Below are 16,227 nucleotides of genomic sequence, written 5' to 3' on the forward strand. Positions count from 1 at the left end.
CTGTGTGGTTTCAATTAAAAATAGAACATTGTCCAAGCCAAGAAATAGAACAACTTAGTGAGGAGTTGGAAGAATTCGGTGCGCTGTCGATTATGCTCACCGATAAAAATGACAATCCTGTTCTTGAGCCGGAACCAGGCACAACACCATTATGGCCTGAAGTTGTTATTCAAGCTTTATTTGCAGAAGTTTTTCAGGCGCAGCATACACGTGATCACGTGCTACAAACTTACCCCGAATTAACATGCTCCCTGGAGGTTCTGGAAGATAAGGATTGGGAAAGAGCTTGGATGGACGATTTTAAACCACAACGTTTTGGCCAACGCTTATGGATCTGTCCTACTTGGTCAACTCCTCCCGAACCCAATGCCGTCAATCTCATGCTCGATCCTGGTTTGGCTTTTGGTACTGGGACCCATCCTACGACTGCCTTATGTTTAACCTGGCTGGAACAGGCTCATTTAAAAAATAAATCGGTTATTGATTACGGTTGTGGCTCAGGAATACTTTCTTTGGCTGCATTAAAATTAGGTGCTGCAGAAGTACATGCGGTAGATATTGACAAGCAAGCCCTGCAAGCGACTCAAAATAACGCGTTAGCAAATGAACTTGATGAACGCAAATTGTTAATCGATATGCCCGAGGCATTACACAAGCCAGCTGATTTGATTATCGCAAACATTTTATTAGCGCCATTAACTCTTCTGAAAGAACGCTTTCAGCAATTGCTAAATCCTAAAGGAATGCTTATTGTGTCCGGCATCCTCGAAGAACAAGCTCTTGAGCTTATTGAAACATACAGTTCAATATTCACTGCTGTTCATCAGGAAAACCTTAATGGATGGTCATTATTGGCTTTTACACATAAAACAGATTAAATTGTCATAACTTAGTGCAAAATATATCCTGAGATTAGATTTCCTGGGATTTCGCTTCACTGCACTCAGCCACACTAGTTAAGGAAGTTATAATGGTCCAAGAAAATACATTCTCTACGTTTAAACCCCAACGCGCGCTGCTTAGTGTGTCCGATAAAAAAGGTATAGTTGAGCTGGGAAAAGTACTCCACGAAATGGGTGTTGAACTGATTGCTACAGGCAATACTGCTGCATTGCTGAAAGAAAATAAATTGCCTGTCGTCGATGTGAGTGAATGTACGGGCTTTCCTGAAATGATGGATGGCAGAGTTAAAACATTACATCCAGCCATTCATGCAGGTTTACTGGCACGTAAAAAGAAAGATGAAAAAACACTAAAAGAACACTCCATTAAGCCTATCGATTTACTGGTAATTAATTTATACCCCTTTGAACAAACCATCAGTAGACCTGACTGTAATTTCAATGAAGCTATAGAAAATATCGATATTGGCGGTCCAGCAATGATTCGCTCAGCGGCAAAAAATCATGCCAATACTTTTGTGGTAGTAAAACCAGACGATTATCCAGAACTTATTCACTATCTAAAAACTCAAAAAATTCCTTCTGACTGGGGATTTAGCTTAGCCAAAAAAGCCTTTGCACATACCGCCGCTTATGATGCTGCAATCACGAACTATCTGACTACATTGGATAAACAATATACTCCTTGTGGCTTTCCCGAGGTTCTAACCTGTCAATTTAATAAAATAACTGATTTGCGTTATGGAGAGAATCCACATCAACAAGCTGCTTTTTATGTAGATAAAAATAGTTCATCTGGTTCTCTAGGTGCCGCACAATTGCTCCAAGGCAAGCAATTGTCTTATAACAATATTCTCGATGCTGATGCTGCATTGGATTGTGTTAAATCATTTTCTTGTGACAAGCCCACTTGTGTTATTGTCAAGCATGCCAATCCTTGTGGCATTGCTATCAGTGATTCTCTTCTAAATGCTTATCTTAAAGCATTCCAGTGTGATCCGAGTTCTGCATACGGCGGGATTATTGCATTGAACCAGAAATTAGATGGTGATACAGCAAAAGCTATTCTTGAAAAACAATTTGTAGAAGTTATTGTAGCGCCTGAAGTCAGTAATGAAGCCAAAGAAATTCTTGCCAGTAAAGAAAATATTCGCGTCTTGATGACTGGAGCTTGGAAGCCAGATGATGCATTTCGCTTGAATATGAAAAAAGTCGATGGAGGGTTATTGGTACAAGAACATGACTCACTTTCTCTAGGTAGTTATGAATTGAAAACCGTGACGCAGAGGAAACCATCCGAACAGCAAATGCATGATTTAATGTTTGCCTGGCTTGCCGTAAAACATGTGAAATCCAATGCCATTGTTTATGCTAAAGATGCGGCAACAATTGGTTTGGGTGGAGGACAAACCAGTCGGGTTATGAGTGCACGCATTGGCCTTTGGCAAGCAGAACACATGGGATTTGATACACATGGCGCAGTCATGGCTTCAGATGCATTTATCCCCTTTCCCGATACAGTGGAGATTGCTGCAGAAGGAGGCATCTCTGCTATTATTCAACCAGGCGGTTCAATCAGAGATACACAAATTATTGCGTGTGCCGAAGAAAATGGCATCATTATGGTGTTTACCGGAGTTCGCCACTTTAAACATTAGGAAAAAGCTGGGTAAAAACATATTATAGGCTGGAGATAGCGAAACGTAACTGCGGTTTGAGTGACTATCAAATTTCCCGGGTTACGCTTCGCTGCACCCAGGCTACAGAAGCACTACCATTGAACCTTATCAATCACTACGTCCCGCGACTTGCTCGCGGGACCTAGCTGGCAGTGAAGTTACAGAAGTACTTTATGGAGAAAATAGACTGTGAATACTCTTGTAATTACAGGGATCAGTCGGGGGATAGGACTCGAAACTGCAAAAACATTCTTAACACATGGTTGGCTCGTTATTGGAACTTCAACCAATGGCTACACCCCATTAAAACATCCGAACCTAAAAATTCATCCACTTGACTTGCTGGATTCAGAACAAATCAAGCATTTTGCGGAACAATTACCCAAAGTTGATGTGTTAATTAACAATGCCGCTGTACTCCTGGAGGACTGGCGAGAAGAGAAAATTAACATGAGCCAACTAAGAGATACATTCAATATTAATGTATTTGGAACAATTGAATTAACCGAACAATGCATCCCCAAGTTAAATCCTAATGCCCAAATCATTAATATTTCTTCAGGATGGGGTGCTTTCAGTTCCAATGACTCTGCATCGGTCCCCAACTACAAAATGTCAAAATCATGTTTGAACATGTATACTCTGCTTCTGGCAAAAAGATTACCAGGAATTACTGTCTCCAGTTTTGACCCAGGTTGGGTCAAAACAGATATGGGAACTGACAACGCGCCAAAACTTCCTTTCAAGACAGCACAGGAGCTCTACGAGCTTATCAATAAGCCAAAGGAAAGCGGTTATTTTTGGCATGAAGGGAAGATTAGGGATTGGTAGAGTGCATTATTTTTATTCCTGGCTCAAGTCATAAATCTCTCCAGCAAAATTCACACTATTTTTCAATAAAAGCACATAATGATCACTTAATAATCTTATTGTATAATTTTAATTATCATAATTTCAAATAAGAGTATATATATGACTGCTGCTAAAACTAATTTTCGTTGTGCTTTATTAAACTACTTGCTTGATCCTTCTAGTAAAAATAAGAAAGAACTTAAAAGTGCAAGTTCGAATTTATATTTCGAGGCTGCGGGTGCAGCGAAGCAACTAGCTCTGGAAAAAGCGCAAGAATCTAATAAAGAGGCTATCCTAGACGATATCGAAATTGATATAGATAAAATAAATACACAAATAACAGCTTTTGTTGAAGCTGCAATTGAAAATATATACATCAATGAAAAAAAATTACAGGCTCTTCAGAAAATCCTTGATGGCCTTTCCAAAGAAGAAGCTGTTTTTTGTACGGTATTAACAGATCTTACTGCAACATTACAAGATAAAAATCAAGTTGTAAGCAATGATCGCTATCAGGTATTCGCTACCATTTATCCCATTGAACTAGATGGACATCGAATAAAAAAAGATGATTCAGATGCCAGTGTAGCTGCTCTAACTCTCAGTAGAAAGCTTCTGTCCATTACATCACGAATTCATACAAAAAATAAATTAGAGCAAAACGATACTAAAGAAATTGAGAAAGCTTATGAAGAGGCTAAAGGCCATGGCATTGAAAACCATCGTGGAGCTAATTTTAAAGGAAAATTCTATAATTTTTGCCGAGCCTTAAGTTGCGTCTTTCTTGTACCCATTGCCTACTACGCACATAAGGGAACTGTATGGACGACAACAAAAACAAAAACCCAAAAAGATGTTGAAAACTCGCAAGATGCCATTAATGAATTCCAACAATCTTTTCAAAAACAATAAAGCTTGCTAAACACCAATAAAAAAACCAAAATATACTCCTGTTAATTTTGTCTAACAGGAGTTAGGATGACCCATGACAAAGAACTTGGCGAGCTATTGCAAGCAATAGCAGAAAAAAGTCTGCAAATTATTTCTGATATAAAGGAAACCCCTTTACAAATTCCCGCGATAATCAACCAATACATTGAGTTGACAGAGCACTTCCAAAATGTAATGAGCATTCTTTTGCAGAATCCGGAAAAAATCTGGGAAATGCAAATTGCTTACTGGCAAGATGCGTTTAATTTAGCACAAACCCAATTGCAACATTGGTTAAATGGGACATCTATGCCCATAAATGACCCACGTTTTCATGAAGAAGACTGGCTAAATAATCCATTTTTTAATATGTTAACCCAGCACTACCTCTTAGCCAGCCAGCATATGAATGCTTTATTCGAAAATCTGGAATATCCTGATCCCAATACTGCAAAACGCCTGCAATTTTTCACCAAACAATATTTAGACGCATTATCTCCTGCGAATTTTCTTCATACTAACCCCCAGATCATGGATGAAACATTGAAAAGTCATGGCAAAAATTTATTGCATGGTCTTCATAATTTACTTTCCGATCTGGAAGTCGGCTCTCCACGTCTCATGATCAAAATGACGGATACAGAAGCATTTAAACTCGGTGAAAATATCGCCATTACTCCAGGAAAAGTAGTCTTTCGAAACAGCATGATGGAGCTTATCCAATACACCTCACAAACTGTTAAAGTAAAATCGATTCCTCTGCTTATTATTCCACCCTGGATAAACAAATATTATATCCTTGACCTAAGTCCGCATAATTCACTGGTTCGCTGGTTAGTGAAACAAGGAATTACGGTATTTATCATTTCTTGGGTTAATCCAGATTCAAATTTCTCTCATAAAAGCTTGTATGATTATTTGAATGAAGGACCATTAACCGCGATTAGCACAATTCAAAAACAACTCCATGTAAAGCAAGTGAATACCATGGGATTTTGTATCGGTGGAACACTTCTATCCATGTTGCTTGCTTATAATAAAGCGCGCCAAGACAACTCCATTCATAGTGCAACCTTTTTAGCTTCAATGATTGATTTCAGTGATCCTGGCGACATTTCTGTCTTTATTGATGAACAGCAAATTGCAAAACTGGAAGATGAAATGAAGTCTAAAGGCTATCTTGCTGGAAAATTTATGGCTTCAAGTTTTAACTCACTACGTGCAAATGACTTAATTTGGTCTTTCTTTATTAAAAATTATCTTCGCGGCAAAAACCCGGTTCCTTTCGATATTTTGTATTGGAACTCGGACTCTACCAATATGCCAGCAACAATGCATTCTCAATATTTAAGATGGATGTATTTGCATAATGATCTGGTAAAGCCAGGCAAAATTCATCTGAATCATACTCCAATTGATGTCAGTAAAATTGACATCCCTACCTTTTTCCTCTCAACAGAAAAAGATCATATAGCGCCATGGAAAACCACCTATCTGGGTTTCCAGCTTATGAATGGACCTAAACGTTTTGTGCTTGGTGGATCAGGACATATCGCAGGAATTATCAACGCACCCGAAGCTAAAAAATACAGCTATAAAGTCAATAATCATGCTCCTGCCCATGCAGAACAATGGCTGGGGCAAGCAGCAGAGTATCCCGGCTCATGGTGGCCAGAATGGTTAAAATGGTTAAAAACTCATTCAGGAAAATTAATACCTGCCCCTGACCTGAATCAGTTACCTTTAAAACCTATAATGGATGCGCCAGGGAGCTATGTATTGAAAAAATAAACGTACGAACGGGCAAACTGTAACTTGGGAGATCGATGATAGGAACTCCCGGGTTCCATTTGCTAAACCCAGGTTACATTTCAGCCAATTCTTTTTCAATGGTCACGTAATCAATTTTTCCTGAAGGTAAAACAGGAATCTTGCTTCCCGGAAAAATGCGATGAGGGATAAGTAATTCCGAGTAAGCCAATTCTTGTATTTTCTTAACAAAGCTGCCCTTATCTGCATCGGCAGCCTCGCTATACAGTATAATCTGCTCGCCTTTTTTGGGATTTTTGGTGCTCACTGCAGCATGTAATAATTCAGGCCAAATTGAGGCAGCAACCCCCTCCACGGCAGTAAGAGAAACCATTTCTCCGGCAATCTTAGCAAAACGTTTTGCGCGACCGGCTATCGTAATGAATCCTTCTTCATTCATAGTGATTATATCTCCAGTATCGTGCCATCCATCTTCTGGAGCTATGATTGTTCCAAGTTGTGTAGATGAAAGGTACCCTTTCATAATATTAGGGCCGCGCAATATAAACCGCCCTCCTTCAGCAATACCATCCACCGGCTGAATTCGACCCTCCATAAAAGGGAGTAATATCCCCACACTGCCAGGAAAAGAGGCTAAAGGACAATTCATGGAAATCACTGGAGAAGCTTCCGTAGCACCATATCCTTCATAAATTTTTACTCCAAAAGTATCTATCCAATGTCGAATCGTCTCCGGCTTTACTTTCTCAGCACCCGCAAAAATGTAACGCACACTGCTGAAATCATGTCGTTCTGCAGCTCGAGCATACCCTGTTAAAAAAGTATCAGTCCCAAGCATAATGGTTGCACCGGTTTGATAAATCAAGCCAGGGATTATTTTATAATGCAAGGGAGATGGATAAAAAAAGCAATTAATTCCATAAATTAGAGGAAGGATTGAACCAGTAGTCAATCCAAAACAATGAAATATGGGTAAAGAATTGAAAAATTTATCACGAAAAGAAAAATCCACTCGCGAAGTTAATTGGCAACAATTCGCCACCAAATTAGAATGGGATAAGACAACTCCTTTGGGAACTCCTTCAGAACCTGAAGTAAACAATATAACGCCCGTCATTTCAGGAGAAACCGGCTTTCCAATTAATTGATACGCGCGAAATGGAAACATCCCTTTAAGTAACCCTGAAAGTTTATGACCTAATTTGATAGAAGACTTAAAATCTTCTAAGAAATAAACGTTTAGTCCTGCTTTCTGTAATTCCTCGACTAAACCTTCCAGTTTTGCAGTAGTGATAAATTGTCTTGCTGTATAAATAGTTTTTACTTCTGCAACCTTACACGTGGCCAATAAATTATGCAGTCCCAAACTAAAATTCAGCATGGCTGGGATACGCCGATATGCATGCAAAGCAAAAAAAGTGACCATACCTGCAATCGTTGTAGGTAACATGATGCCTACATGTTCTCCTACTTGCGTTTGTTTTTTAATTTGTCTGCCTAAAATAAAACAACGCGCAAGAAATTGCTTAGGCGTTAATGGAACACGATTTGCGTCTTCAATTTTTGCCTTATTTTTTGTTCCTAATGCGACTCCTTGAATAAGTGCTTCAAACATTGGCATTGGTTGAAAACTGTTTGCAAAAGTTAGTTCACTAATCAAACGAAACAAACGAGTACTCATAGCATTTCGATTAAGAGGCTTATTTACGTCCTGAATGTAGGATTGTGTTGGCAATACATGCAAAATAACTTTAGGGAATAAACGAATAAGATGTTTATCCTTACTTATAGAAAAAATACTGTGCTGAGCTCCATCAATGCGTATCGGGATAACTGAAGCTCCTGCCTTTTGTAACACCATTCCAGGAGCATCAAAAACTTTCAAACTCTCTTCCTGTAATCCAATACCCTGAGGAAAAATAACACAACGCTTTCCTTCCCGTATTGCTTTCACCAAAGCTCTTGCCGCAAAAGCACTCGTAGAATCAATGACAATGACATCGGCAAAAAGCTGCATTATCTTCATCCAAAGTTTACCTGATGAGTGCGGAGGGAACGCTACGGTCAATTGCTCAGGTAAAAAAGCGGCGAGCAAAAGCAAATCAATTTTTGATGTTCTATTGGCAATAATCACCGAATTAGGCTCGGGTTGATAATTTCCACATAACTCTACTTTAAACCAGAAGGCTAACAATGCTCTAATCCATCTGCGAGCACGCTGCTTTTGTCTTTCTTTTCGCGTAACTTGTTCCATGTTTTTGTTTCTCTTATGAAAATTCGCTTTGGTTATACCCAATCAATCATTTTTTTTCAAGATTGCAACGGATAACCAGGTATAATAGACTTCTTAATCAATTAATTGTTAAGGGACAGTAGCGATTACTAGGGTTTGTAAACAGAACCTAATACAGATTCATCCTACACAAAAAGAAATCCTATGAAATACAGAATCATTCATCCAGTTAAATCACTCTTTATTGTGTTAGCCTTGGTGTCTCTAATTACTGCTGCCTTCTTTTTTCAAAAATACTCAAGTGAAATCATTAACTGGATTGACCATCTTGGCTGGCTTGCCCCCATTTTCTTTTTAATTATATATTGTCTTGCAACTATTATGTTTTTGCCAACTATGGTGATCACTTTAGCAGGAGGAGCACTTTTTGGCCCTTTCTTTGGTACCCTGCTCAATTTATTCGGTGCAACAAGCGGTGCTGCTTTCTCTTTTTTAATTACGAGGCATTTGATTTATAACTGGTTTTCTCAAAGAAAAGGTGAAAGGTTAAGCAAATTAATTTCTGCCGTAGAACAAAAAGGATGGATGATTGTCGCTCTTTTACGGTTAGTTCCAATTATCCCTTTTAATATAGTCAATTATGGTTTAGGGATGACCGCAATAAAATTTCGATCTTATCTGATCACTACGTTCATTTTTCTTATTCCAGCTGAAATTGTTTATACCTATTTTGGGTATGCTGGAATGGAGTTCTTATTAAAACAAGGAACATTTTATAAAAATACTGAAATCCTAATTGCATCTCTAGCACTCTTATTGTTGTGTGTTATTAAGTTTTTGCATCTTAATAATTTTCGTTTCAAATATTCAGAGAAGAAGACAATTGATTCAGCAAAGGATGCTCGACTGTAAAAACGATGTCATCTAGAGAAAATACGGAACGAATACCCTGCAATGAATTCGTTATAAAAAGGCCATCCGCTTCCTTAAGCATTGCTTTTGTGATAGAAACTTCCATGCAACTTACACCTTGTTGTTTGGCGAGTTGAAGCAATCTTGAGCGCATAATACCGGGAAGTACTCCATCAGTTAAAGGAGGCGTCAGCAATCTCTTATCCTGTATCAAAAATAAATTAGCGCAGGTAGTTTCAGTTGCATAATGGCGCAGGTTAAAAAACAAAGCATCATCAGCACCTAAAGCAATGGCTTGGCGACGAGCAAGTATCGCTTCTAAATAATTGACCGATTTAACTTGATATATAGGATTAGTTCCATCTCTTAGCCATGGCACACTAACCAATCTCAGTGGGGAAGTTTCCACCGAATAATTAAAAGTTTGGAAGGTGAGCTGACTTACTTGTCCTCGGGTAGCTAATCCTCTCGGTGCAGAACCGCCGCTTAATAACGCTTTAATACCGCCGTGATATAAATTATCTTGCTTAATTTTACTAAGTAGATGTTCTAACCAATGCTCAAAAGAAAGATCAAAGGGGATGCCCAATTTTTGGGCAGAGTCGCTTAACCGCTGCCAATGTAAATAAGCGCAGCAAGGCGTGGCTGCCTCCACTCTAAGCGTTTCAAACAAGCCCTCGCCTAAAAAGATGCGATCATCTATTGGAAACGCAAAACTGTTTTCCCCTTCTGTGTGTACTCGTGTCCGGCTCATAAACTCTACTTAAACCTTAATTGTCGGTTGAATTTACTACGGTGTTTATTTGAAGCTTCGTTCCCAACCGCCATGAAAGGCCAATCTGTTAGTAGTCTCCAAAATCATCCAGCTCGTCACGCAAACGTTTTTCATCTAACATATTTTCCAACTTCCTACGTGCATCCAAGCCACGAGGAACCGTTTCCATAACTTCCGCTTCAACATCTAATTCACAGTCAACATCAACGAAGTCTTCTCCGACTTCTACAACAGCATCTTCATCATCTTCAAACAAATCACTCATACCATTCTCTCAATGAGTTATACTGTACCTAGATCCTATCCAAAAGGATCATAAAAACCAGGACGGCTTATATACCTTATTTTTATATTCTTGACTAGTTTTTTTTAAAAAAAATTAGCAATTCCCTGGATTTTCAGAGTGACAAATTTTTTAGAGCATTGCAATACCTTGAATTTTTACCATAAAAAATCGATAATTTAATAAGAGCAATACACTGATACCTGTATGACCGATCACGTCAAGAAGGCTTTAAGAGACACGATGAAACAAATACGATCCAAGATATCTGTTTCATATCGTGCTACTGCTTCAAATCAAATTTGTACTCGCATCCGCTTGCTGGAGCAATATCGACATGCAAAAAAAATAGCACTTTATTTTGCGGTCAATGGTGAAATTGATTTAGATGAACTCTGGAAGAATGCACTCTTACAAGAAAAACTCTGTTACTTCCCAGCTCTTAATGAGGATTTAACTCTTTCTTTTTTACCTGCAACAGCTGATACCCCTTTTCAAAAAAATCGCTACGGAATTGCCGAACCTGATGTTAGCCCCGATTTAGCCATTCCTGTGGAAGAGTTGGATTTGGTTTTAGTTCCATTAGTTGCTTTTGATGTACGATGTAATCGCCTCGGCATGGGGGCGGGTTATTACGACCGTACCTTTAAAGGTAAAGAAAATTGTCCACTATTTGGGGTAGCTTACCAATTCCAACGTGTAGATGATTATCTTGAGCCAGAACCGTGGGATATTCAGCTCAGCGCTGTCATTACCCAACGTGCTATTTATTGGTATGGTGGATAATTCACGAAGCGTTCACGCCTTATCCACCGAAAGGCTGTATTTGACGCATCTTTCGCGAAAGATGCGTCAAATACAGCCTTTCTCCAAAATTCAAGTATACCTCCTTGAACAAATAATCTACGTTAAAGCATCCGCATTCATTTCCCCGGTACGCACGCGGACCACTTGTTGCAATTCATAAACAAAAATTTTGCCATCACCAATTTTACCGGTATAAGCCGACTTGCAAATTGCTTCAATTGCAGCCTCAACCATATCATCAGGTAAAGCAAGTTCAATTTTAATTTTAGGAAGAAAATCCACTACATATTCAGCACCACGATACAACTCAGTATGACCTTTTTGTCTTCCAAAACCACGAGTCTCGGAAATGGTTATTCCCGGTACTCCTATTTCCATTAAAGCCTCATGAACATCATCTAATTTAAAAGGTTTAATAATTGCCATAATCATTTTCATAATATATTCCGCTGTGATTATACTTTTGTTAGACTCTTTGCAAGTAATGGCTCAAACCTATATTAATGTTCACTCGAACGGATGGGGCTGGGCACGTACCTTTGCAAAACAAAAATGGAGTGATTATGTTCGACCCCAAACAATTTGACGATTTAGCAAAAAAACTTTTTGCCGCTCTCCCCCCAAGTCTACAAAACATTGAAAAAGACATCCAACAAAAATTTAAAGATGTACTCCAAGCTGCTTTTGCTCATATGGATCTTATTACCCGTGAAGAATTTGATGTGCAAACTAAAGTTCTGGCGCGAACTCGAGAAAAGGTAGATCTTCTGCAAAAGCAACTCGATGTTTTAATAGCCCAACTTAACAAAGAGCAAAAGTAATTACCGTATAAGCCCAAGCGATAATAGAGTTCTTGCGGGATATGCAAGAGCTCTAATAGGAAAATTTTGTCGCTCATTTTGTGTCCAACATTAAAGGAATAAACAATGAATCTTTCGTTTATTAAAACGCGTAGTACTATTGGGATATTGGCACAGCCTGTATCAGTAGAAGTACATTTATCAAATGGTTTGCCGAGCTTTACAATAGTAGGCCTTGCTGAAACCGCAGTGAAAGAAAGCAAGGATCGAGTTCGTTCTGCTATTATTAATAGCCAATTTGAATTTCCCTGCCGTAAAATTACAGTGAATCTGGGACCTGCTGATTTACCTAAAACTGGAAGCGGTTTTGATTTGCCAATTGCTCTTGGCATTCTGGCTGCTTCCAACCAAATTCCTCAAACCCAATTAGCCAACCATGAATTTATCGCAGAACTTGCTTTAAGTGGTGAACTTCGAGGCATTTCCGCAATTATTCCCGCAGTATTAGCGGCGCATAAGGACCAAAGTTTACTTATTATCGCCACTGCAAATGCTCATGAAGCATCATTAACAGGCTATCCAAACATCTATAGTGCTAACAATTTGCGAGAAGTATGCAGCTATCTTTGCCAAGGAACTTCATTACACTCTTTACCACCCAAGCCAAAATCTTGTTCAGCTCAACACACAATGGACTGGTCTGATATCAAAGGACAGTTTCACGCGAAAAAAGCAATGGAGATTGCCGCTTGCGGTGGACATAGTATTCTACTAAGTGGGGCTCCCGGAAGCGGTAAGACCATGTTAGCAAAACGATTTAATACACTTTTGCCCCAATTATCTGAAAAAGAAGCCCTGGAATGTGTAGCCATCAATTCCATACGCGGTAAATTACCTGATTTTAGTGAATGGCGCTCTCCTCCTTTCCGCTCGCCACACCATACTGCCTCACCTGTATCTTTAGTTGGCGGAGGTAATCCACCTAAACCAGGAGAAATCTCTCTGGCGCATCATGGAGTTCTGTTTCTTGATGAATTACCTGAATTTAACCGGCAAGTTCTAGAAACATTAAGACAACCACTTGAAGCAGGGACAATATGTATTTCAAGAGCTGCTGCACAAACAGAATTCCCAGCTAAATTCCAGCTTATTGCAGCGATGAATCCCTGTCCTTGCGGACAATGGGGTAATCCTCAAGCGAACTGTTTATGCAGTCCAGAGCAAATTAAGCGTTATCATGCCAAGATATCAGCACCCCTATTGGATCGTATCGATATGCATATTTCTGTGCAAGCATTAACTCAGGAAGAATTAATTACTCCTAACATTAATCCCAATAAACAAAGTGATCTTGTCCGGGAAAAGGTAATCAAAGTGCGTACCCTGCAATTGGATCGACAAAAATGTCTTAATGCCTCTTTAAGTGCCAATAGTTGTGAAAAAATTTGTGCATTAGGTATTCAAGAACAAAATTTTTTACGCCAGTCTACACTGCAACTCAAATTGTCTGCACGAGGATATCATCGCCTATTGAAAGTTGCGCGAACTATAGCGGATATGAACGAAAGCAGTCAGGTTTTTCAAACTCATCTACAACAGGCATTATCCTTTAGACATGCTTTGCGCGCTCCTGGAAACCTATAGTCCTAAAAAAACCAGGAAGCTATTTTTTGCATTTGAATTTAGGGTAATCCTAAATTCAAATGCAAATTTAATAAACGTATAAGGTAATATATTATGGGGACAAACACGCCGAGTATAAAAATAATGATGATTACAGATATTGAATAATGTTTCGTTCCATCACCTAAAATTTCATTATTTCCATAGATTTTTTTTCTTTTGCCTAAAAGAAAAATTAAAAGAATTAAACCATAAAAAAAACTGGAGAAGAAACTGATTCGCACCAATAAATCAGGCATATCTTGGCTGTTCAAGTAGTCAATGGGGAAGTTGACGAGAAAAAGACACAAAAGCCAAACAAACATAGTTTTTGCAGGACTTTGTTGCTCCTCCAAAGCGGCAAACCACGTAAGTATCATAGGAAAAATTAATAAAGAAAAATAATACATCCAGCCAAAAGGGCTCATAAATAGCATCATAGCCAATGTGAGGCAAAAGGGTTGATGATTGATCGGGTTACTTTCGGTTGGCCCTAGTTTTCTCCAATACCAAAGAAATAAAATAACAAAGAGAACGCCATACAATAAATTAATTGGTATTAAATAGGACATATTAGGGAGTTTCTCCCCCCCAAAAAAGAGACGGAAAATAAAACCATAAATTGAGGCATTCCAATCATCGCCATACCAAAATACATGATTCATCATTTTGAAATAGTGTTTATAAATCATTGGACCATGAAATAGAACGGGAAGAAGTACAGCCATTAAAAGAGTAGCTATCATAGTTACAAAAACTTTCTTCCGGCCTTGTTTTAAAGTATAAAAAAGTAACAATGCGGGAAATAATTTAATTGCAATAATAATGCCCCATAATATCCCTGCAATATAATCGCGATGATTCAAATAAAAATAATAACCCAACATGATGAAAAACAATAAAATGCAGCCAAATTGCTGCGTTACAAAATTCATTAATGTCGGAAAAAATGCGAAATAAAGAAGGTATAAATTCACATAGTTTTTCTGTAAAAATTGGGTAGCAAACGCAAAACGAAATGTAATGGTTATACCAATTATTCCTAAAATAAGAGAAAAACAAAACCAGACAATTAATGCGTTGGAAAAACTTAGCCGTGCAAAAAAATCAAAAAGCCAGAAAGCAAAAGGTGGATTTAAATTGGCGGGTAATATCTTTATGGAAGGCGAATATGCAGTAAAAAAATTTCTATAAGGATTTTCATCATGCAGTAAAGCCTGAGCTGAGTAATAGAAAGAAGAAAAATCAATCCGTTGATAATGCTTGAAAATGAAAAAAGAAAGCACGCAATAGAAGCTCAGAAGCACGAGAATGCATATATTCCGGTAGCAATGACTCATGGAGATATCCTTGGGGCTTTCCTGTTTTAAATTGCACTTCCTTTGTGGATTACAGGCCTATTTACATTTCTACTCTCTTAGCCAAACTGTCCTGACTTTCTGCACTTCGGTACTCAAAAATCAGGTCATTTTGCCCCGGATCAAGTCTGGGAGAAATGGAAACAAACCCTATACTATCCTTGGTTACATAAAGCATCAAAAATTGCCATACGCACAAAAACACCGTTAGTGACTTGCTGCAATATAAAAGAATTTGCGCCATCGGCCACATCATTATCTATTTCAACACCGCGATTTATAGGTCCTGGATGCATCACCATCACATCAGAGTTAGTATAAGCAAGGTTTTCTTTTGTCAAAGCAAAATCACGACGATAAGAATCTAAATCCAAATGATCAGACTCCAAGAAGCGTTCGTGTTGTACCCGCAAACAAATCACTACATCTGCATCAGTTAACCCATCACGTAAATCATGAGTTACCCGTCCATAATGCACTGTTTTTGGCTGCCAAAGTTCCGGCGCGACTAAAACCAGCTCACCTACACCTAATTGCGCACAAATGCATTGAAATGAATTGGCTACTCGCGAATGCCTAATGTTTCCTAGAATTGCTATTTTTAATTGATCCAACTGCGGTTTTTGTTCAAGAATCGTCATCATATCAAGCAAAGCTTGGCTGGGATGCGCATGGGTACCGTCACCTGCATTAATTATATGAGCATTCTTCCCAATTCGATTTGCTAAGCTTTGCTGTAAACCTTCTTCTCTATGGCGAATCACAAAATGTTGAATTCCCATAGCAGCAAGGTTACGGAGTGTATCTTCAATAATCTCTCCTTTGGTTTCGGAAGAGCTTTGTAGATTTAAATTAATTACCGGCATAGATAAACGATTTGCAGCTAACTCAAAACTCACTCGAGTGCGAGTACTGTTTTCATAAAACAAATTCGCAACAGTATGTTGGGCATATGAAGGATAATGATTATGCTGTTTGAAATAAACTGCACGTTGCAGTAAAGACTCAATCTGTTGCCGTGATAATTGACTAATTTCTAAGAAATGATTCATAAAACCCTTATCTTTTTAACTTAACCGCCAGGAGGCTAGAGTCTAATTTATTAATTTACAGATTTTATTTATACCGATGTCCTGCGGCTTGACCCGAGATCCAGGAATCTCTCGCCATCTATGGATCCCGGGTCAAGCCGCGGGACGTCAGCATTATAAAATCCCTAATTTACCAAACTAAACATTAGGGTCTGTTTCCATTTCCCCCGGAC

15 protein-coding genes are annotated in these 16,227 nt (G+C 38.6%); 9 read left to right on the top strand and 6 right to left on the bottom strand.

Annotated features, from left to right (window positions below):
- The first annotated feature begins 2 nt into the window (after window positions 1–2).
- The 5 genes from prmA (at window position 3) to DY223_RS13360 (ending at window position 6,154) form a co-directional block, all read left to right on the top strand.
- A complete protein-coding gene (gene prmA, locus DY223_RS13340; protein WP_058458638.1) occupies window positions 3–878 on the top strand; it encodes a 50S ribosomal protein L11 methyltransferase in 876 nt (291 codons plus the stop codon).
- Window positions 879–970: 92 nt separating this feature from the next.
- The gene (purH, locus tag DY223_RS13345) at window positions 971–2,560 is read left to right on the top strand and encodes a bifunctional phosphoribosylaminoimidazolecarboxamide formyltransferase/IMP cyclohydrolase (protein ID WP_058458639.1); all 1,590 of its coding nucleotides are present in this window, start codon (window positions 971–973) and stop codon (window positions 2,558–2,560) included.
- Between the two features lie 210 nt (window positions 2,561–2,770).
- A complete protein-coding gene (locus DY223_RS13350) occupies window positions 2,771–3,412 on the top strand; it encodes an SDR family NAD(P)-dependent oxidoreductase (RefSeq protein WP_058458640.1) in 642 nt (213 codons plus the stop codon).
- Between the two features lie 141 nt (window positions 3,413–3,553).
- Window positions 3,554–4,345: a hypothetical protein gene (locus DY223_RS13355; RefSeq protein WP_058458641.1), complete on the top strand. Its 792-nt coding sequence runs from the start codon at window positions 3,554–3,556 to the stop codon at window positions 4,343–4,345.
- A gap of 66 nt (window positions 4,346–4,411) precedes the next feature.
- Window positions 4,412–6,154: a PHA/PHB synthase family protein gene (locus DY223_RS13360; RefSeq protein ID WP_058458642.1), complete on the top strand. Its 1,743-nt coding sequence runs from the start codon at window positions 4,412–4,414 to the stop codon at window positions 6,152–6,154.
- Between the two features lie 73 nt (window positions 6,155–6,227).
- On the opposite strand, the gene DY223_RS13365 is transcribed toward DY223_RS13360, so the two are convergent.
- Window positions 6,228–8,387, bottom strand: a complete 2,160-nt coding sequence (locus tag DY223_RS13365; RefSeq protein WP_058458643.1) for an AMP-binding protein — start codon at window positions 8,385–8,387, stop codon at window positions 6,228–6,230.
- A 183-nt stretch (window positions 8,388–8,570) separates the two neighbouring features.
- Between DY223_RS13365 and DY223_RS13370 the strand changes: the two genes are divergently transcribed.
- A complete protein-coding gene (locus DY223_RS13370; protein ID WP_058458644.1) occupies window positions 8,571–9,278 on the top strand; it encodes a TVP38/TMEM64 family protein in 708 nt (235 codons plus the stop codon).
- Here the strand turns inward: DY223_RS13370 and DY223_RS13375 are convergent.
- Entirely contained in the window at window positions 9,226–10,032 is an 807-nt protein-coding gene (locus DY223_RS13375; RefSeq protein ID WP_058458645.1) for an aminotransferase class IV, read from the bottom strand. The genes DY223_RS13370 and DY223_RS13375 overlap by 53 nt on opposite strands.
- A gap of 88 nt (window positions 10,033–10,120) precedes the next feature.
- On the bottom strand, window positions 10,121–10,318 hold the full coding sequence (locus tag DY223_RS13380; RefSeq protein ID WP_058458646.1) for a PA3496 family putative envelope integrity protein: 198 nt from the start codon (window positions 10,316–10,318) through the stop codon (window positions 10,121–10,123).
- 225 nt (window positions 10,319–10,543) lie between these two features.
- On the opposite strand from DY223_RS13380, the gene DY223_RS13385 reads away from it, so the two are divergent.
- The gene (locus tag DY223_RS13385; protein ID WP_058458647.1) at window positions 10,544–11,122 is read left to right on the top strand and encodes a 5-formyltetrahydrofolate cyclo-ligase; all 579 of its coding nucleotides are present in this window, start codon (window positions 10,544–10,546) and stop codon (window positions 11,120–11,122) included.
- Window positions 11,123–11,239: 117 nt separating this feature from the next.
- Here the strand turns inward: DY223_RS13385 and DY223_RS13390 are convergent, their stop codons facing one another.
- Complete coding sequence (locus DY223_RS13390; protein WP_058458648.1) at window positions 11,240–11,581, bottom strand: P-II family nitrogen regulator; 342 nt, start codon at window positions 11,579–11,581, stop codon at window positions 11,240–11,242.
- Window positions 11,582–11,706: 125 nt separating this feature from the next.
- On the opposite strand from DY223_RS13390, the gene ubiK reads away from it, so the two are divergent.
- Both ubiK and DY223_RS13400 read left to right on the top strand, forming a co-directional pair.
- On the top strand, window positions 11,707–11,964 hold the full coding sequence (gene ubiK / locus DY223_RS13395) for a ubiquinone biosynthesis accessory factor UbiK (RefSeq protein ID WP_058458649.1): 258 nt from the start codon (window positions 11,707–11,709) through the stop codon (window positions 11,962–11,964).
- 105 nt (window positions 11,965–12,069) lie between these two features.
- Window positions 12,070–13,587, top strand: coding sequence for a YifB family Mg chelatase-like AAA ATPase (locus tag DY223_RS13400; protein WP_058458650.1), 1,518 nt, complete (start codon window positions 12,070–12,072; stop codon window positions 13,585–13,587).
- Window positions 13,588–13,625: 38 nt separating this feature from the next.
- On the opposite strand, the gene DY223_RS13405 is transcribed toward DY223_RS13400, so the two are convergent.
- Window positions 13,626–14,945, bottom strand: a complete 1,320-nt coding sequence (locus tag DY223_RS13405) for a glycosyltransferase family 87 protein (protein WP_058458651.1) — start codon at window positions 14,943–14,945, stop codon at window positions 13,626–13,628.
- A 173-nt stretch (window positions 14,946–15,118) separates the two neighbouring features.
- Window positions 15,119–16,015 carry an aspartate carbamoyltransferase catalytic subunit gene (locus DY223_RS13410; RefSeq protein WP_058458652.1) on the bottom strand — a complete coding sequence of 299 codons (897 nt, stop codon included), beginning with the start codon at window positions 16,013–16,015 and terminating at the stop codon, window positions 15,119–15,121.
- Between the last annotated feature and the right edge of the window lie 212 nt (window positions 16,016–16,227).

The sequence above is a fragment of the Legionella bozemanae genome, assembly GCF_900450575.1.
Classification (GTDB): Bacteria; Pseudomonadota; Gammaproteobacteria; order Legionellales; family Legionellaceae; genus Legionella; species Legionella bozemanae.